16 protein-coding genes are annotated in these 17664 nt (G+C 67.0%); 7 read left to right on the forward strand and 9 right to left on the reverse strand.

Annotated elements, in window-relative coordinates:
- Nucleotides 1-3: 3 nt before the first annotated feature.
- The 3 genes from IJ15_RS0104575 to IJ15_RS0104585 are packed head-to-tail and all read right to left on the reverse strand — an operon-like array spanning nucleotide 4 to nucleotide 3246.
- Nucleotides 4-1179, reverse strand: coding sequence for a thiolase domain-containing protein (locus IJ15_RS0104575; protein ID WP_031937169.1), 1176 nt, complete (start codon nucleotides 1177-1179; stop codon nucleotides 4-6).
- Nucleotides 1179-2243, reverse strand: coding sequence for a thiolase domain-containing protein (locus IJ15_RS0104580; RefSeq protein ID WP_031937170.1), 1065 nt, complete (start codon nucleotides 2241-2243; stop codon nucleotides 1179-1181). The genes IJ15_RS0104575 and IJ15_RS0104580 overlap by 1 nt, the downstream gene beginning before the upstream one ends.
- Before the next feature lie 13 nt (nucleotides 2244-2256).
- Nucleotides 2257-3246, reverse strand: coding sequence for a Zn-ribbon domain-containing OB-fold protein (locus IJ15_RS0104585; protein ID WP_081880583.1), 990 nt, complete (start codon nucleotides 3244-3246; stop codon nucleotides 2257-2259).
- A gap of 73 nt (nucleotides 3247-3319) precedes the next feature.
- Between IJ15_RS0104585 and IJ15_RS0104590 the strand changes: the two genes are divergently transcribed.
- Complete coding sequence (locus IJ15_RS0104590; protein WP_031937172.1) at nucleotides 3320-4360, forward strand: LLM class F420-dependent oxidoreductase; 1041 nt, start codon at nucleotides 3320-3322, stop codon at nucleotides 4358-4360.
- Nucleotides 4361-4436: 76 nt separating this feature from the next.
- Here the strand turns inward: IJ15_RS0104590 and IJ15_RS0104595 are convergent, their stop codons facing one another.
- The 3 genes from IJ15_RS0104595 to IJ15_RS0104605 form a co-directional block, all read right to left on the reverse strand.
- Nucleotides 4437-5198: a 3-hydroxyacyl-CoA dehydrogenase gene (locus IJ15_RS0104595; protein WP_031937173.1), complete on the reverse strand. Its 762-nt coding sequence runs from the start codon at nucleotides 5196-5198 to the stop codon at nucleotides 4437-4439.
- A 160-nt stretch (nucleotides 5199-5358) separates the two neighbouring features.
- Nucleotides 5359-5982 (reverse strand): TetR/AcrR family transcriptional regulator, encoded by a 624-nt coding sequence (locus IJ15_RS0104600; protein WP_031937174.1) that lies wholly within the window; start codon nucleotides 5980-5982, stop codon nucleotides 5359-5361.
- A 155-nt stretch (nucleotides 5983-6137) separates the two neighbouring features.
- Nucleotides 6138-6959 (reverse strand): crotonase/enoyl-CoA hydratase family protein, encoded by an 822-nt coding sequence (locus tag IJ15_RS0104605; RefSeq protein WP_031937175.1) that lies wholly within the window; start codon nucleotides 6957-6959, stop codon nucleotides 6138-6140.
- A gap of 79 nt (nucleotides 6960-7038) precedes the next feature.
- On the opposite strand from IJ15_RS0104605, the gene IJ15_RS0104610 reads away from it, so the two are divergent.
- Complete coding sequence (locus IJ15_RS0104610) at nucleotides 7039-8688, forward strand: acyl-CoA synthetase (RefSeq protein WP_031937176.1); 1650 nt, start codon at nucleotides 7039-7041, stop codon at nucleotides 8686-8688.
- Entirely contained in the window at nucleotides 8688-9800 is a 1113-nt protein-coding gene (locus IJ15_RS0104615) for an NAD(P)H-dependent flavin oxidoreductase (protein ID WP_031937177.1), read from the forward strand. The genes IJ15_RS0104610 and IJ15_RS0104615 overlap by 1 nt, the downstream gene beginning before the upstream one ends.
- A 48-nt stretch (nucleotides 9801-9848) precedes the next feature.
- On the opposite strand, the gene IJ15_RS0104620 is transcribed toward IJ15_RS0104615, so the two are convergent.
- From IJ15_RS0104620 to IJ15_RS0104630, 3 genes are all read right to left on the reverse strand, one after another.
- On the reverse strand, nucleotides 9849-11480 hold the full coding sequence (locus tag IJ15_RS0104620) for a long-chain-fatty-acid--CoA ligase (RefSeq protein ID WP_031937178.1): 1632 nt from the start codon (nucleotides 11478-11480) through the stop codon (nucleotides 9849-9851).
- 75 nt (nucleotides 11481-11555) lie between these two features.
- The gene (locus IJ15_RS0104625; RefSeq protein ID WP_031937179.1) at nucleotides 11556-12677 is read right to left on the reverse strand and encodes an acyl-CoA dehydrogenase family protein; all 1122 of its coding nucleotides are present in this window, start codon (nucleotides 12675-12677) and stop codon (nucleotides 11556-11558) included.
- Between the two features lie 14 nt (nucleotides 12678-12691).
- Complete coding sequence (locus IJ15_RS0104630) at nucleotides 12692-13873, reverse strand: acyl-CoA dehydrogenase family protein (RefSeq protein WP_031937180.1); 1182 nt, start codon at nucleotides 13871-13873, stop codon at nucleotides 12692-12694.
- A 276-nt stretch (nucleotides 13874-14149) separates the two neighbouring features.
- Here IJ15_RS0104630 and IJ15_RS0104635 point away from each other — a divergent pair, with 276 nt between their 5' ends.
- From IJ15_RS0104635 to IJ15_RS0104650, 4 genes are all read left to right on the forward strand, one after another.
- A complete protein-coding gene (locus tag IJ15_RS0104635) occupies nucleotides 14150-14338 on the forward strand; it encodes a ferredoxin (protein WP_031937181.1) in 189 nt (62 codons plus the stop codon).
- 118 nt (nucleotides 14339-14456) lie between these two features.
- Nucleotides 14457-15368 carry a 3-oxoacyl-ACP reductase gene (locus IJ15_RS0104640; RefSeq protein ID WP_031937182.1) on the forward strand — a complete coding sequence of 304 codons (912 nt, stop codon included), beginning with the start codon at nucleotides 14457-14459 and terminating at the stop codon, nucleotides 15366-15368.
- A gap of 652 nt (nucleotides 15369-16020) precedes the next feature.
- Nucleotides 16021-16785 carry an MlaE family ABC transporter permease gene (locus IJ15_RS0104645; protein ID WP_031937183.1) on the forward strand — a complete coding sequence of 255 codons (765 nt, stop codon included), beginning with the start codon at nucleotides 16021-16023 and terminating at the stop codon, nucleotides 16783-16785.
- Nucleotides 16786-16805: 20 nt separating this feature from the next.
- Entirely contained in the window at nucleotides 16806-17657 is an 852-nt protein-coding gene (locus IJ15_RS0104650; RefSeq protein ID WP_031937184.1) for an MlaE family ABC transporter permease, read from the forward strand.
- The last annotated feature ends 7 nt before the right edge of the window (nucleotides 17658-17664 follow it).

A 17664-nucleotide genomic window follows, 5' to 3' on the forward strand; every position in this document is an offset into this window, starting at 1 on the left:
CTCCTAGTTGGTGGGACGGTCGGCGCCGACCACCCACATCGCGAAGTACTGCGAGCCACCGCCGTAGGCGTGGCCGAAGGCCTTCCGGACACTGTCGACCTGGTGGTCACCGGCCCGCTCCATCACCTGCATCGCCGACTCGGCGTAGCGGATCATGCCGGACGCGCCGATCGGGTTGGACGAGAGCACACCGCCCGAGGCGTTGACCGGCATCTGGCCGCCGATCGCGGTCTCGCCGGCCTCGGTGAACTTCCAGCCCTGTCCCTCCGGCACGAAGCCGAGGTTCTCGAGCCACATCGGTTCGAACCACGAGAACGGCACATAGATCTCGGCCTCGTCGATCTCGGTGAGCGGGTCGGTGATGCCCGCGGCCTTCCACAGTGCGGCCGAGGCGTCCCGGCCGGCCTGCGGGTTCGCGACGTTGCGGCCCGCGTACGACAGCGGTTCGGTGCGCATCGCGGTTGCGTGGATCCATGCCACCTTGCGGCCCTCGGAAAGGATGGCTTCCGCAGCATCCTCGTTGCCGATGACGATCGCGCAGGCGCCGTCCGACGACGGGCAGGTCTCGTCGAAACGAATGGGGTCCCACAACATCTGGGAGGCCATCACGGACTCGAGGGTGATGTCCGGCTGCTTGAGGTGCGCGTAGGGGTTGAGCGCGCCGTTGCGGCGGTCCTTGACCGCGACCATCGCACCGATGTGGTCGGGAGCGCCCGAACTGCGGATGTACGAGCGCACGTGCGGTGCGAAGAACCCGCCCGCGCCCGCGCCGACCGGCATCGTGAACGGCACCGGGGTGGACAGTGCCCACATCGCGTTGGATTCGGACTGCTTCTCCCACGACACCGCGAGTACCCGCTTGTGGACACCGGACTGCACGAGGCTGGCCGCGACGTTGCCGGTCGAGGCGCCGACCGATCCGGCGGTGTGCACGCGCAGCAGCGGCTTACCGTTGGCGCCCAACGCGTCCGACATCGCCAGCTCCGGCATCATCGAACCCTCGAACAGGTCGGGGGCCTTACCGATGACGATGGCGTCGATGTCGTCCCAACCGACGTGGGCGTCGGCCATCGCGCGGTCGATCGCCTCGCGGACCATGCCGGCCATTGTGACGTCGTGACGCTTCGCGACGTAGTAGGTCTGACCGGTGCCGAGGACGGCCGCCAGTTGCTTCGCCATCAGTTTCGTCCTTCCATGACTGCGACCAGGTTCTGCTGCAGCACAGGGCCACTGGTGGCGTGAGCGAGGACGCGCTGCGCGTCACCGCTGAAGATCTGTCGGGCCGCGTAGCCGATGCGCTCGAGGCCACCGGCGAACATCGGGTTGCCGGTGAGCGGTCCGCCCGACGGGTTGACGGTGGTGGCGTCGGTCAGGCCGATCGCCTCGCGCAGGATGATCTCCTGGTGCGTGAACGGGGCGTGCAGTTCGGCGACGTCGATGTTCGAGACGTCGCCGCCGGTGGCGGCGCGGGCGGCCGACGTCGTCGACGGCGACGTCGTCAGGTCACGCGAACCGATGTTCGGCGAGTCGATGCGGTGCTCGATCCCGGTGATCCACGCCGGACGCTCGCACAGTTCGCGGGCGCGGTCGCCGCGGGCCAGGATGATGGCGGCCGCACCGTCGGTGATCGGCGCGCAGTCGTGCACACGCAGCGGATCGGCGACGTACTCGGACGCCAGCAGCGTCTCGATGTCGACGTCGCCGGAGAACTGCGCGTTCGGGTTCGACTTGGCGGCAGCGCGGTTGCGCTTGGCGACCTCGGCCATGTCCTCGGCCGTCCACTTGCCGGCGTCGAGGCCGAGGCGGGCCTGCAGTCCCGCGACCGAGACCGAATCCGGCCACAACGGCGAGACCAGGTAGGGATCCATCTGCATCGCGAGGATCTGACGGAGGTTGCCCGCGGAGGACTTGCCGAACCCGTACACCAGTGCGGTGTCGACCTCACCGGTCATGAGCTTGACCCAGGCCTCGTACAGCGCCCACGCGGCATCCATCTCGACGTGCGACTCGTTGATCGGCGGCACGGCCCCGATCGAGTCGATCGCCGAGATGAACGAGAACGAGCGCCCGGCCAGGTAGTCGGACGACCCGGAGCACCAGAATCCGATGTCGGACTTGGTGATTCCGAGAGTGGAGTACAGCTCCTGGAAACAGGGGACCAGCATCTCGACACCGTTGGTGGTGCCGGTGGTCTCACGCACATGGGGGGCCTGTGCGAAGCCGACGACTGCAATGTCTGTCATGTTCTCGAGGCTCCTAGAGATGGTGCTTGAAGGTGTCGTAGTCCGCGTCCGGCTCACCGCTGGGACGGAAGTGGGAGACGTTCCGCAGCGAGTACTCCCACTCGTCCTTCGGCCGCCACACGGCCTCCACACGCATGCCCATCCGGACCTCGGACGCGTCGACGTCGAGGATCAGGTGCAGGAAGGGGATGTCGGCGCCGTCGAGCAGCACGTAGGCCGCGACGTACGGCGGCTTGATCTGCTGGCCCAGGAACGGCACGTTGACGATGCAGAACGTGGTGATGGTGCCCTTGTCGGATACCTCGACCTGTTCCTTGGTGGGGACGCCGTCGGTGGGGTTGGCGCCGCGCGGCGGCACGTACACCTTGCCGTTCGCGTCGGTGCGGCCGCCGATGATCTTGCCCTCCATCAGCCCGCGCAGGTAGTAGGTCTCCTCGAGCGACGCGGTGTGCGTGTAGTGCAGGTCGATCGGGGTGACGATGCCGGTGACCGGATCTCCGCCGGAAACGGCTGCAGCGGAACTCGAGTCGCTCTCACCGGGCTCGAAGCAGGCGATGTCCTGGATGCGTCCGGTGCGCTCGTCCGCCCAGCGGACCCGCACTCGCATGCCCGTGCTCATCGCGTCCGGGGAGCCGGCGTCGACGGCGTGCAGGATCGAGGTGTCCGCGCCGTCGAGCTTCACCAGCGCCCACGCGAACGGGTGGGTCAACGGCTGGCCCTCGATGGGCTCGGACATCCACGACCAACTGACGACCGTTCCGGTGTCGGAGACGTCGACGAAGTCCGTCATCGGTTCGAGTGTCGCCGGGTCGAATTCCGGCGGCGGCACGTGGACTCGGCCGTCGGAACCGCGGGCACCGATGACCTTTCGGTCACGCAGGCCGGTGACGAACGCGCCGATGGTCGGCCCCAGCGAGCGGGTGTAGTCGAATTTCAGATTAAGGGGCGCTCTCAGTGGCTGCTCCGCCACCGGGCTCTCTACCGCTGTCTTTCCTTGGGTCACGGAATCGAGTAGAACAGGTTCTTATTACTGTGGCAAGAGTCACTTCGGATATGGGAAAACGCGGAGGCTGGCTATGAAGCTGGGGTTACAACTCGGGTACTGGGGGGCGCAGCCTCCATCGAACGCGCAGGAGTTGGTGAACGAGGCCGACGCGTCCGGATTCGACGCGGTGTTCTCCGCGGAATCGTGGGGCAACGACGCCTTCACCCCGCTCGCATGGTGGGGTTCGAGCACCGAGCGGATCCGGCTCGGAACCTCGGTGGCCCAGATGTCGGCGCGGACACCGACCAACTGTGCGATGCACGCGCTGACGCTCGATCATCTGTCCGGTGGGCGCGCGATTCTCGGACTGGGTGTGTCGGGGCCGCAGGTCGTCGAGGGCTGGTACGGCCAGCCGTTCCAGAAGCCGCTCGCGCGGACCCGGGAGTACGTCTCGATCGTGCGCCAGGTCCTCGCGCGGGAGGCCGCGGTCCGGAGCGACGGCCCGCACTATCCGTTGCCCTACACCGGCGCCGGTTCGATGGGCCTGGGCAAGCCGCTCAAGCCGATCACGCACCCGCTGCGCGCGGACCTGCCGATCTGGCTCGGCGCCGAGGGGCCCAAGAACGTCGCGATGACCGCGGAGATCGCCGACGGCTGGCTGGCGATCTACTACACGCCGCGACTGGCGCCGATGTACAACGAGTGGCTCGACGAGGGATTCTCCCGTCCCGGCGCGCGGCGCAGCCGTGAGGACTTCGAGATCGCCGCGACCTGCCAGGTGGTCGTCACCGACGACCGGCGGGCCGAGATCGACAAGCTCAAGCCGATCACCGCGCTCTACGTCGGCGGGATGGGCGCACCCGAACTGAACTTCCACGCGCAGGTGTACACCCGGATGGGTTACGGCGAGGAGGTCAAGGAGATCGGCAAGCTGTTCCTGTCCGGCCGCAAGGAGGAGGCCGCCGCGATCGTGCCGGACGAGATGGTCACGGACACAATGATCATCGGCAACATCGACGAGGTGCGCACGCAGGTCAAGCAGTGGGAGGACGCCGGCGTGACGATGCTGCTGGTGACCTGCCGCAGCGTCGAGCACATGCGTGAACTGGCGGCTGCGGTCGGTACGGCCTGACAGCGTCGGACACACCAAAGCGCGGCCCGTGACGGAAAACCCGTCACGGGCCGCGCCTCGTTGCGAGGTTCCTGGATCAGCGCGGCGCCATGCGGATGGCACCGTCGAGGCGGATGACCTCGCCGTTGAGCATCGGGTTGGAGACGATGTGCGCGGCGAGGGCGCCGTACTCCGAGGGGTCGCCCAGGCGAGCCGGGTGCGGCACCGCCGCGCCGAGTGCCTTGGTGGCCTCCTCGGGCAGGCCGGCGAGCAGAGGCGTCTTGAACAGGCCGGGTGCGATGGTGACGACGCGGATCAGCAGCGATGCCAGGTCGCGGGCGATCGGCAGGGTCATGCCCACGACGCCGCCCTTGGACGCGGAGTAGGCGGCCTGGCCGATCTGGCCGTCGAACGCGGCGACGGACGCGGTGTTGATGATGACGCCGCGCTCGCCGTCGATCGGCTCGGTCTTCGCGATGCGCTCGGCAGCCAGGCGCAGCACGTTGAAGGTGCCGACCAGGTTGATGTTGATGACCCGGCTGAAGTCGGCGAGGGGGAAGGCGCCCTTCTTGCTGACCGTCTTGATGGCGTTGCCGATGCCCGCGCAGTTGACGGTCACGCGCAGCGGGCCGAGGGATTCGGCGAGATCGAGGGCGGCGACGACGGAGGCCTCGTCGGTGACGTCGCCGGCGGCGAAGCGGACGCGGTCGCCCAGCTCCTTGGCGACGACCTCACCGTTCGAGGAGGGCAGGTCGAGGATGACGACGCTGGCACCCTGCGCGTGCAGGGCCTTGGCAGTCGCGAGGCCGAGGCCGGAGGCGCCGCCGGTGACGAGGGCGACGCTGTCGTTGACGATCATGTGAATACCTTCCGGATGTGCTTGTGCTGCAGGATCGTTCGATGACAGCGTGGTGTCGTCGCCGAGGTGTCGACGACGGCTGTCGGACCCGTCCTCACTGAACTTACTTATCGATCGTTCAGTGAGGTTACTGCGAAAGTCTAGCGGGTCGACGGAGCGATCAGACGGTCGCGGTCCCGACCATCTTCGCCGCGATCGCGGCGTACTTGTCGGCCACGGCACGCGGCCCCAGCTCGCCCTCGGCGTGATACCAGCGGGGGATTGCCTGGCACATGCCGAGGATGGCGCGCGTGGTCTCGGCGGGATCCTCGACCTCGAAGTCGCCCGAGTCGACACCGTCACGGACGATGTCGAGAACGAGATTCTCGATGCCCTTGCGAACCGAGCGATACCGCTCGCGGTACTCCGGGCCCAGGTAGCGAGCCTCGCTCTCGATGGCTGCCAGCCGTGCCCGATCCGTCATCCGCAACACGATCGCCGACACCACGTTCCCGAGCCGGAGCGCGGGATCGTCACCACCGCCATCGTTCGCGGCGTGCGCCCGCGCCAGCACGTCGCCGGTAGCCAACTCGATCAACGCGACGAGCAGGCCTTCCTTGCTCTCGTGGTGGTAGTACAGCGCCGGAACCGTCACCCCGACGCGACGGGCGATCTCGCGGACGGAGGCGCCGTGAAAACCCCTCTCGTAGAACGTATCGAGAGCTGCGGACAGGATCGGTGTGAGCTCCAACGGCTCCAACCGCTGCCACTCCGGCTGGGCTGCGTCACCGGCGGTTGTGCTCATCTACGGTTTCACCTGTCGATCGTCGGTCAATGCCCGTCGAGAATAACCACCGCGTGGCGGTCTTCCTGAGCCCCGTAGAAGCTGAAGGGTCCCTTCATACGCTGACAGCGCACGAAGGGACCCTTCAGCTTCTACGGGAGTCGGACGGGCGGCGGCTACTTGCCGGTGAACTTGGGGGCGCGCTTTTCGGCGAAGGAGCGGGGGCCTTCCTTGGCGTCGTCGCTCTTGAACACCGCCATGCCGATCTCGGCTTCGACCTTGAACGCGTCCTCTTCGTGCATGCCCTCGGTGACGCGGATGGTCTTGAGGATCGCCTGCACGGCGATGGGGCCGTTGGCGGCGATCTGCTCGGCGATCTCGAGTGCCTTGTCGAGGGCCGTGCCGTCGGGGACGACGTGTCCGATCAGGCCCAGTTCCTTGGCCTCGGGCGCGGGTACCGTGCGGCCGGTCAGCAGGATCTCGGCGGCGACGGTGTAGGGGATCTGGCGCACGAGCCGGACCGCGGATCCGCCGAGCGGGAACAGCCCGAGGCGGGCCTCGGAGACGCCGAACCGGGCGCTCTGCCCGGCGACGCGGATGTCGGTGCCCTGCAGGATCTCGGTGCCGCCGGCGATGGCCGGGCCCTCGACCGCGGCGATGAGCGGCTTGGTGAGGCGTCGGCCCTTCAGCAATGCCGGCAGGCGGGTCACATCCATTCCGCCCGAGAACTTGTCGCCCGGTGCGTTCCGGTTCATCTCCTTGAGATCCATTCCGGCGCAGAAGGTGCCACCGGCGCCGGTGAGGATCGCGACCCGGATGTCGGGATCGGAGTCGATCCGGTCCCAGGCCTCGACCATGATCTCCATCATTTCGCCGGAGAGCGCGTTGCGGGCCTCGGGGCGGTTCATCGTCACGATCAGCACGTGTCCGCGCTTCTCGACGAGACAGTGGGGCGATTTTGCCGAAACGTCTGATTTGTCGGCGGTTTCGGTGGACACTGGTGGCTCCCGAGATGTATGTGAGTTGAGTCTCAAATTGGGTCTTGTCACCGACAGTAACACGTTCTACTTTGTTGACGTGGCCATTAATATTGCAGACCTTGTAGAGCACTCGATCGACCTCAATCCGGATCGCCTCGCGCTGGTGGACGCGGATCGCGAGATCACCTTCGCGCAACTGGAGGAGAAGGCCAACCGTCTGGCCAACTACCTGCGCGATCAGGGTGTCGAGCCGGGCGACAAGGTGGGCATCTACAGCCGGAACACCATCGAGGCCATCGTCTCGATGGTCGCAGTCTTCAAGGCTCGCGCCATCATGGTCAACGTCAACTACCGCTATGTCGAGAACGAGTTGCAGTACATCTTCGAGAATTCGGACATGGTCGCGCTCGTCCACGAGCGTCGCTACAGCGACCGGGTGGAGGGCGTCCTGCCCAACACGCCGCAGGTGAAGACGGCCATCGTCGTCGAGGACGGCACCGATCTCGATTACTCGTCGTACGGCGGCGTCGAGTTCGAGGCGGCGCTGTCGCAGGGCTCTCCCGAGCGCAACTTCGGTGAGCGCAGCCCCGACGACATCTTCATCCTCTACACCGGCGGCACCACCGGTATGCCGAAGGGCGTCATGTGGCGGCACGAGGACTGGTGGCGCGTGCTCGGTGGCGGCGTCAACTTCGTCACCGGTGAGCGCGTCGAGGACGAGTGGGAGATCGCGAAGGTCGGCGCCGCGAACCCGGCGATGGTCCGCTTCCCGATCCCGCCGATGATCCACGGCGGCTCGCAGTCCGCGGTCTTCCACAGCCTGTTCGGCGGCGGCACTCTCGTGATGCACCCCGAGTTCGACGGTCACGAGGTGTGGCAGGTCATCGACCGGCACAAGGTCAATCTCATCTTCATCACGGGTGACGCGATGGCGCGGCCCATGATCGATGCGCTCGTCGCGGGCAACCCGGAGACCGGTGAGCCGTACGATCTTTCGTCGCTGTACGTGATCGCCAGCAGCGCGGCGCTGTTCTCGCCCGCCCTCAAGGAGCAGTTCCTGGACCTGCTGCCCAACCGTCTGCTCACCGACTCGATCGGCTCGTCCGAGACCGGTTTCGGCGGCCTGGCCACCATCACCAAGGGCTTCGAGCACACCGGCGGACCGCGCGTGAAGATCGACGCGGCCACCGTCGTCATCGACGACGAGGGCATCCCGGTGAAGCCGGGCTCCGGACAGGTCGGCCTCCTCGCCCGCAGCGGGCACATCCCGCTCGGCTACTACAAGGACGAAGAGAAGACCGCGGCGACGTTCAAGACGCTCAACGGGATTCGCTACTCGATCCCGGGCGACTACGCCACTGTCGAGGAGGACGGCACCGTCATCATGCTCGGTCGTGGATCGGTCTCGATCAACAGCGGCGGCGAGAAGATCTACCCGGAGGAGGTCGAGGGCGCCGTCAAGTCCCACCCCGACGTGTTCGACGTCCTCGTCGTCGGTGTGCCGGACGAGCGTTGGGGCAACCGTGTCGCGGCAGTCGTCGCGCCGCGTCCGGGAACCAACCCGAGCCTGGGCGACATCGTCGAGGCGGCCCGCAAGGAGATCGCCGGCTACAAGGTGCCGCGCAGCCTGTGGCTCGTCGACGAGATCAAGCGCTCGCCCGCCGGCAAGCCCGACTACAAGTGGGCCACCGCGCAGACCCAGTCCCGCGAGGCGGACGAGCACCTCACCAACGGCAAGGACGACTGATGCGTACCGATCTCGCCGAGAAGTTCGGCATCGAATACCCGATCTTCGGATTCACCCCGTCCGAGCATGTGGCGGCGGCGATCTCGCGGGCAGGTGGACTCGGGGTGCTCGGCTGCGTCCGGTTCAACGACCCGGACGAGCTCGAGGCCACGCTCACCTGGATGGACGAGAACACCGACGGCAAGCCGTACGGCGTCGACATCGTGATGCCGGCCAAGGTGCCCACCGAGGGCGGTGCGGTCGACCTCGACAAGCTCATCCCCGCCGAGCATCGCGCGTTCGTGAACCGCACGCTCGACGAACTGGGTGTCCCGCCGCTGACGGATGACGTCGAGCACGCCACCGGCGTCCTGGGCTGGCTGCACTCGGTGGCCCGCTCGCACGTCGATGTCGCCTTGAACCACCGAATCGCGCTGATCGCCAACGCCCTCGGCTCGCCGCCCAAGGACGTCATCGACCTCGCGCACGAGAAGGGTGTTCCCGTCGCCGCGCTCGCGGGCGCCGTGGACCACGCGCGCAGCCACGTCGCGAACGGCGTCGACATCGTCATCGCCCAGGGCTACGAGGCCGGCGGCCACACCGGTGAGATCGCCTCGATGGTGCTGGTCCCCGAGATCGTCGACGCCGTCGGGGATTCCGCCGGCGTCCTCGCCGCGGGTGGCATCGGCAGCGGCCGGCAGGTCGCGGCCGCCCTCGCGCTCGGCGCCTCCGGCGTCTGGATGGGGTCGTACTGGCTCACGACGAGCGAGTACAAGCTCGGCAGCGCCGCCGACGGCCCGTCGTCGATCCAGCGCGCGCTGCTCGGTGCGACGTCGGCCGACACCGTGCGGTCGCGGATCTACTCCGGTAAGCCGGCCCGCCTGCTCAAGACCAAGTGGACCGACGCGTGGGCAAAGCCGGACGCCCCTGAGCCGCTCCCGATGCCGCTGCAGAACATCCTCGTCAGCGAGGCGCATCAGCGCATCTCCGCGGGCAGCGACCCGGAGGTCGTCGCGATGCCGGTCGGTCAGATCGTGGGCAGGATGAACGAGATCCGTCCCGTCGCCGAGATCATGGCCGAACTCGTCTCGGAGTTCGAGTCGACGGTCGCCCGCCTCGACGGACTGAAGTGACCTGACAGGCAGCGCCCCGGAACCTTGTTCCGGGGCGCTGTCCGTTAGTCAGACGTCGGCGGTCTGCCGCTCCAGGGTGAGTGCGAGTTCCGGTGTGAGCCGCTCGAACTCGTCCCGTCCACGCTCCCGCACCCAGACCGGGTCGGAGCAGTGCCAACGTTCCGCACTGAGGGTGCGGGTGACGACCTTGAAGGTCGCGGTCCGCGGGAACTCGCTGCACACCCGCAGCAGGGTCGGTCGCTGCTTGGGCCCCAGATCGGGCTGCCCGTCCAGGAACTCGGCGAACGCGACCGGGTCGAAGTCCGCGGCTTCCGCGGTGGGGACGACGGCGGCCATCACCCGGTCGCCGACCTCCCGATCCGGGACCGCGTACACCGACACCTGCGCGAAGCCGGGGTAGCGCACCAGGATCCGTTCGATCGGTGCGGCACCCAGGTTCTCACCGTCCACCCGGAGCCACCCGGAACTGCGCCCGGCGAAGTAGACGAAGCCGTCGGAGTCGCGGTAGGCGAGGTCACCGCTCCAGTACATTCCGTCCCGCAGACGCTCGGCGTCCGCCTCCGGATTCTTGTAGTAGCCGGCGAACGCGCCCGCGCCGGAGACGTTGACCATCTCGCCGGTGGCTTCCTCGGCGTTGACGATTCGGCCGTTGGCGTCGAACTCGGCAGGAGGGCAGACGGCTCCGGTGTCGGGATTCCGGATCTCGACGGTGGCAGGAAGCATCCCCAGTGCGCCGGCGGGGGAGTCGGGGTGCGCCGAGATCGACACCCCGCCCTCGGTGGAACCGAAGCCGTCGATCACGCGCGCCCCGAAGCGGCGGGAGAACTCCCGGACCACCGGTGCCGAACCCTCGTTGCCGTACATGATCTTCAGTGTGTTGTCGGCGTCGTCGGAGTGCTCCGGGGTGGCCACGATGAAGGACAGTGGCTTGCCCACGTAGTTGGCGTACGTGACGCCGTAGCGGCGGACGTCGGGCAGGAAGCCGGATGCGGAGAACTTGCGCCGCATCGCGATTCCCGACTGTCCGCGCAGCGCGACGGCCCACGCGGCCATCATCGCGTTGGAGTGGAACATCGGCATCGACATGTAGACGACGTCGTCGTCGGACAGGCCGAACCGGTCCGCGAGCATGATGCCGGGGTCGGCGATCTTGCCGTGCGTGCACCGCACGGCCTTCGGATCACCGCTGGTACCCGATGTGAAGATGAGCATCAACAGGTCGTCGGGCCCGGCGGTGGGCGGGATGACGGGGCTGCCCGCGAAGGGGGACAGGATCTCGGCCCACTCCGGGGAGTCCACGTTGATCACCCGGACGTCACCGAGGTCGATGTCGTCGAGGAGTTGCGCCTGGGTGTTCTCGGTGAACACGACCTGGCAGTCCGCCAAGGCGATGTCGCGCGCGAGGGCCGCACCGCGGCGGGTCGTGTTGAGACCGGCGAGAACGGCACCGGAGAAGGCGGCGGCGCCGAGCAGGGAGGAGAACTCGGGGACGTTGTCCATCAGGACACCGAAGTGCCGTGGGCGGTCCGCATCGAGCAGGTCGTTCAGGGCGGATGCACGGTCGTACATTCCGTGGACGTGGTCCGTCCACGGAATGTACGCATCTTCGAATCGGATTCCGTGCGTGTCGATGTGTCGGACCTGCGTGAGCAGATCCGACACCGTGGGGGTCGCTGTCATCCTCCCATCATGGCGACTGTGACGCCCGTCATGTTTTCCGATTTCACTGTGCGGGACCGACTGCGCCCGTGGTGCTTACGCGGGGGTCGCGGCCAGTTCCGCGCCGAGCCGCCGGAGTTGGTCGGTCGCGGATCCGAGCAGGAACTCCTGGCGCTTGGCGGCCAGGAAGTACCGATGTGCGGGATGGTCCTCGTCGAGGCCGACGCCACCGTGGATGTGCACGATGGAGTGGGCGACGCGATGTCCGGCATCGGCGGCCCAGAACTTGGCGGTCTCGATCTCGCCCTCGATCGGGAACCCGGAGGCGAGTCGGAAAGCGGCCTGCCACAAAGTCAGCCGCACGCCCTTGACGTCGATGTATCCGTCGGCGAGCCGCTGAGCCACGGCCTGGAAGCTGCCGATGGGCCGATCGAACTGGACGCGTTCACGCGCGTAGTCCGCGGTGATCTTCAGCCCCTGATCGAGGACGCCGAACTGGAAGGCGCTCGAGCCCACCGCGCCGCGGTCGAGGATCCACTCGACGATCTCGCCGCCCTGCTCGACGGTGCCGAGCACGCGCTCGGCGTCCAACTGGACGTCGGACAGTTCGACGATCCCGGTGCAGCCGAAGTCCGTCGTCTGCTGGCGCGTGATCGTGACACCGGCGTCGCCCGGCCGGACCAGGAACAGCACGGTTCCGGCGTCGGTCGCGGCAGGAACCAGGATCAGATCGGCGACCGGTGCCGCATCGACCAGGATCTTGGTGCCGCTCAGCGTCCACTCGCCCGCCGACTGCGTCGCCTGCGTGACCGGTGCGGCGGGGTTGTCGTTGAGTTCCTCGGCGAGCGCGACGGCGACAATCTTCGATCCTGCGGCGGCCGGCGCACCCCATTCGGAACGCTGTGCGTCCGAGCCGAACTCGGCGATCGCGCCCGCGCCCATCACAATCGACGAGAGGTACGGCACCGGCGCGACGCTGCGACCGAGCTCGATGAGGATGCTGCACTGCTCGAGAATGCCGAAGCCGTCGCCACCGACCGACTCGGGAAGAGCCGCGCCGAGCACGCCGGACGACGCCAGTGCGTCCCACAGCTTGCGGTCGAAGCGGTCCTCGGCGGAATCCAGTTCGCGTAGGCGCTCGTTGGTGACGATGTCGGAGACGATGCCGCTGGTGAGGCCTGCCAGGTCCTGCTGGGCCTCGGTGAGAGAGAAGTCCATGGTGTGGTCCTTGCTTATCGCTTGGCGGGAGGCTGGCCGAGGGCGGTCATGGCGATGATGTCGCGCTGGACCTCGTTGGTGCCGCCGCCGAAGGTGAGGATCAGGGCCGAGCGATGCATCCGCTCGAGACGTCCGCGGAGGACGACGCCCGGTGAGTTCTGTCGGATGGTGGCGGACGGGCCGAGGATCTCCATCAGGAGCCGGTAGGCCTCGGTGGCGAACTCGGTGCCGAACACCTTGTTCGCGGAGGCGGCCTCGGGCCCGGGCGCGTGATCGGTGGCCGACGCGATTTCCCAGTTCATCAGCTTGAGGTACTCGGTCTTGGCGTGCACCCGGGCGAGATTGATCTGCACCCACTCCTGGTCGATGACCCGGCGGCCGTCGGCCAGCTTGGTGTTCTGCGCCCACTCGCGCACTTCCTGCAGCGCCGTCATGATCGGGCCCGCCGACGTGAGCGCGACACGTTCGTGGTTGAGCTGGTTGGTGACCAGCTTCCAGCCACCGTTCTCCTCGCCGACCAGCGAACTCTGGGGGACCCGGACGTCCTGGTAGTACGTGGCGCTGGTGTCGGGGCCGGCCATCGTGTGGACCGGGGTGGACGAGAAGCCCTCCGCGGTGGTCGGAACGATCAGCATGCTGATTCCGCGGTGCTTGCGGGCCGACGGATCGGTGCGGCACGCCAGCCAGACGTAGTCGGCGTACTGGATGAGGCTCGTCCACATCTTCTGACCGTTGATGATGTAGTCGTCGCCGTCCTTGACCGCGGACGTGCGCAGCGACGCGAGGTCGGTGCCGGCGCCGGGTTCGGAGTAGCCGATCGAGAAGTGCAGTTCGCCCGCCGAGATCTTGGGCAGGAAGAACGCCTTCTGCTCGGGGGTGCCGAAGTGCATGATCGTCGGTGCGACCGAGTTGATGGTCAGGAAGGGGACGGGCGCGCCGGCGATCGCGGCCTCGTCGGTGAAGATGAGCTGATCCATTGCGGAACGCTCCTGGCCGCCGTACTCCTTGGGCCACCCCAGCGTGAGCCAGCCGTCTTGGCCCATCTGCTGGACGACCTCGCGGTAGACGTTGCCCTCGCCGTATTCGCCGGTCGTCGCCGCCAGTGCCTCGCGACGCTCCGGGGTCATCAATTTCGCAAAGTAGCTTCGCAATTCCTCCCGCAGCTTCTGTTGTTCTGCGGTGTAGGTGATATCCACTTGTCTCTCCATTCCAGGCTATCGACGGCGCGGAATCACCGGATTCGACAAGGGCTTCTGGAATGATCGCGGCCACGGCTGCTCGTGTTCGAGGCCTGTGAGAGCGGGCTTCCCGTCACCGATGCAGACCGTACGGTGGGCGCGTCGAGGATGGTTGTCCGAATCATTGCACAGCGGTGGAACGGGTTCTAGTCTTATGGCGGAAGTCGTTGGACCGCAGCCCGGTGCAGCGCCTTTCGTCGAGTCTTTCGAGCGAATGTGAAATGAGGAATGGTCATGGAGGTCAGGGTCGACAGGGATCGCTGCGAGGCGAACGGCGTGTGCGTCGGAATTGCTCCCGACATCTTCGATCTGGACGACAACGAGGAGCTGATCATCTCGGCTTCCGTGCCGCCGGCCGATCGGGAAGCGGACGTGCGCTCGGCGATCGCGCAGTGCCCCCGCGCTGCGCTGACCGAACACTAGACCGAGCCTTGCGGCCAATGTAGAACGCGTTCTACATTGGCCGCGTCGCCGGCAGCCGCAGCGACGAGGCACCGATCGGCGCGAGGCCGGTCGACGTCAGGGGTACGGGAGCGCGTTCATGAGTGCAGTCAACAGTCGCGAGGTCAGCCTGGAGGGCAAGGTCGCCATCGTGACCGGCTCGGGGTCCGGCCTCGGCCGGGCCGAAGCGATCGGCCTGGCCCGGTCCGGGGCGTCGGTCGTCGTCAACGATCTCGGTATCAACGACACGGTCGAGTCCACGCTCGACGAAATTCGTACCCTCGGTGGGAAAGTCGAGTTCGTTGCCGGTGACGTCGGCGAGCGGGCCACCGCGGATGCGCTCATGGCCGCTGCGCAGGGGCTCGGTGACGTCGACATCGTCGTCAACAACGCGGGAATCGTCCGCGACCGCATGCTGTTCGGCATGTCCGACGAGGAGTGGGACCTCGTCCTGAAGGTCCACCTGCGTGGGCACTTCCTTCTGTCGCGCAACGCCGCTACGTACTGGCGTGACCGCTCGAAGGCCGCCGGTGCGCCCGTCTACGGCCGACTGATCAACACGTCGTCCGAGGCCGGACTGCTCGGCCCGGCCGGGCAGCCGAACTACGGCGCCGCGAAGGCCGGTATCACCGCCCTGACGTTGTCTGCAGCTCGTGGTCTGTCCCGGTACGGCGTGCGCGCCAACGCGATCTGCCCCCGCGCCCGGACGTCGATGACGGAGTCGGTCTTCGGTGACGCGCCCGAGGGCGAGATCGATCCGTTGTCGCCCGAGCATGTCGCCGCGCTCGTGTCGTACCTGGCGTCGCCGGCGGCCGACAACGTCAACGGACAGGTGTTCGTCGTCTACGGCCCGATGGTTGCGCTGATGGCAGCCCCGGTCGTGGAGCAGCGGTTCGATGCGGCGTCGCAGTGGCCCCCCGCCGATCTCGCCGACGAGATGGGCGCGTACTTCGACGATCGCGATCCGGAGCGGATGTTCTCGGCGTCGGAGGCGCTGAAGTCGCTCGGCTGATCGCAGTCACTCGATTCGACCCGGTCCCGCAATTTCCCCTGTAACGGGAGATTGCGGGATTTTCGATACATGCTGGACGAATGCGGACGAAGATGGTGCGGACGCATGCGACGGGGGTCATGCGTCGGGGGATGGGGCGCTACGGGGTGCGCCGCCGCAAAACGCTGTACTGGTGTCTAGAACCTGTTCCAGTTGAGTGGTGGGGTGCGGCACCGCCGAGGGCGTCGTGAGGGTGTCCCTGGATGCTTCGGGATGTGGGGGAGTGTGAATGTGCATCAACTGTCGTCGAGGGTTCCGCGCTCTGTCGTCCGATGCACCGGAGCTCCGTCCAGTATTGGACGAATGCAATGGTCAGAGCTATTTATTGGAACCGGCCGGACTCTCGGGGGCGTGTCGGCCGGTGGCTCGAGGGCGCATCGGGAGCGCGGGTCGTTGCGCGGCCGGGGCCGCGTGAGGTCGGGGAGTGTGGGCGCGGTGAGCGCCGTTCCGCGGGTCGGACATTGCGGACCTTTGACAGGTGAACACGTTCTAGTTAATATGACGTGGATCACAGGGTGTTTGCGCAGTTCGGGCGCCCTGAGGAAGGTGCTGTGTCGCGAGAGCGACCGGCACAGATGAGGACAACCATGACGAGCACCGGTGAGGAGGAAGAGTGGTCGACCTCCTCGAAGTACCCCTGAGGGCAGCCGGCGGGTTCTTCGCAATGTCGGCGGACACGCTCAAGGCCGTCTTTTCCCGTCCGTTCCAGCGGCAGGAATTCATCGACCAGGCTTGGTTCGTCGCCCGCGTGTCGATGATTCCGACGGTGCTTGTCGCGATCCCGTTCACCGTGCTGGTGAGCTTCACGATCAACATCCTGCTGCGGGAGATCGGCGCTGCCGACCTCAGCGGAGCGGGCGCGGCCCTGGGCGCAGTCACCCAGGTCGGTCCGATCGTGACCGTGCTGATCGTCGCCGGTGCCGGCGCAACCGCCATCTGCGCGGACCTCGCGGCCCGCACCATCCGTGAAGAGATCGACGCGATGCGTGTGCTCGGCATCAATCCGATCCACCGGTTGGTGGTGCCGCGGGTGCTGGCGTCCACGATCGTCGCGCTGCTGCTCAACGGACTGGTCTGCACCATCGGTATCCTCGGCGGGTTCCTCTTCTCGGTGTTCGTGCAGGACGTCAATCCGGGCGCCTTCGTCAACGGCATCACCCTCCTCACCGGTTTCGGCGAGTTGATGATCTCGATGCTCAAGGCGGGCCTGTTCGGCATGATCGCCGGGCTGATGGCGGCGTACCTGGGGATGAATGTCCGCGGTGGCGCCAAGAGTGTCGGCGACGCCGTCAACCAGACCGTTGTGTTCTCGTTCATGGCGCTCTTCGTGGTCAACGTTCTCGTCACCGCCGTCGGCATCAAGCTGACGTCCGGATGAGTGGCAGGGGGGTGAAGTAGATGGCTCTGGTTGCTTCAGGGCGGTTCGTCCGCACTCGGCGCCGGATCGCGAGAGCGTCGCGTTCGGTGGACAGCGTCGGCGAGCAGGCACTGTTCTTCTGGCGCGCGCTCGTGTGGGCGCCGCGTGCGCTCGTGCACTACCGGAGGGAAGTGATCCGCCTCGTTGCCGAGATCAGCATGGGCACCGGCGCGCTCGCCGTCATCGGTGGCACCGTCGTCATCGTCGGCTTCCTGACACTGTTCACGGGCGGTGTGATCGCCGTCCAGGGCTTCGCCTCGCTCGGCAACATCGGCGTCGAGGCGCTCACCGGCTTCTTCGCCGCGTTCATCAACGTACGCATCGCCGCACCGGTCATCGCGGGTATCGGCCTGGCCGCCACCATCGGCGCCGGCTCCACTGCACAGCTCGGTGCGATGCGCGTCTCCGAGGAGATCGACGCGCTCGAATCGATGGCCATTCCGTCGGTTCCGTACCTGGTGTCGACTCGCGTGATGGCCGGCATGATCGCGATCGTTCCGCTGTACTCGCTCGCGGTGATCGCGTCGTTCGTGGCCAGCCGATTCGCGACGGTGTTTCTCTACGACCAGTCGCCCGGTGTCTACGACCACTATTTCTCGACGTTCCTGAACCCCACGGACATTCTGTGGTCGTTCGCGCAGGCAATCGTCATGGCGTTGGCCGTCATGCTCATCCACACCTACTACGGCTTCAACGCCAGCGGCGGCCCGGTCGGCGTCGGTGTCGCGGTGGGCAACGCGGTTCGTGCCTCGCTCATCGCGGTCGTGACCGTGACCCTGTTGATCTCGCTGGCGATCTACGGCCAGTCCGGCAACTTCAACCTTTCGGGATAAGGCGGAG

It is taken from the genome of Prescottella defluvii, assembly GCF_000738775.1.
GTDB lineage: Bacteria > Actinomycetota > Actinomycetes > Mycobacteriales > Mycobacteriaceae > Prescottella > Prescottella defluvii.

Excerpts from the sequence above, each read along its gene's own strand:
- IJ15_RS0104650 (WP_031937184.1), top strand. The coding sequence starts at position 16,806 with ATGGCTCTGGTTGCTTCAGGGCGGTTCGTCCGCACTCGGCGCCGGATC.
- IJ15_RS0104595 (WP_031937173.1), bottom strand. The coding sequence starts at position 5,198 with ATGATCGTCAACGACAGCGTCGCCCTCGTCACCGGCGGCGCCTCCGGC.
- IJ15_RS0104590 (WP_031937172.1), top strand. The coding sequence starts at position 3,320 with ATGAAGCTGGGGTTACAACTCGGGTACTGGGGGGCGCAGCCTCCATCG.
- IJ15_RS0104575 (WP_031937169.1), bottom strand. The coding sequence starts at position 1,179 with ATGGCGAAGCAACTGGCGGCCGTCCTCGGCACCGGTCAGACCTACTAC.
- IJ15_RS0104620 (WP_031937178.1), bottom strand. The coding sequence starts at position 11,480 with ATGACAGCGACCCCCACGGTGTCGGATCTGCTCACGCAGGTCCGACAC.
- IJ15_RS0104580 (WP_031937170.1), bottom strand. The coding sequence starts at position 2,243 with ATGACAGACATTGCAGTCGTCGGCTTCGCACAGGCCCCCCATGTGCGT.
- IJ15_RS0104640 (WP_031937182.1), top strand. The coding sequence starts at position 14,457 with ATGAGTGCAGTCAACAGTCGCGAGGTCAGCCTGGAGGGCAAGGTCGCC.
- IJ15_RS0104625 (WP_031937179.1), bottom strand. The coding sequence starts at position 12,677 with ATGGACTTCTCTCTCACCGAGGCCCAGCAGGACCTGGCAGGCCTCACC.
- IJ15_RS0104615 (WP_031937177.1), top strand. The coding sequence starts at position 8,688 with ATGCGTACCGATCTCGCCGAGAAGTTCGGCATCGAATACCCGATCTTC.
- IJ15_RS0104600 (WP_031937174.1), bottom strand. The coding sequence starts at position 5,982 with ATGAGCACAACCGCCGGTGACGCAGCCCAGCCGGAGTGGCAGCGGTTG.
- IJ15_RS0104635 (WP_031937181.1), top strand. The coding sequence starts at position 14,150 with ATGGAGGTCAGGGTCGACAGGGATCGCTGCGAGGCGAACGGCGTGTGC.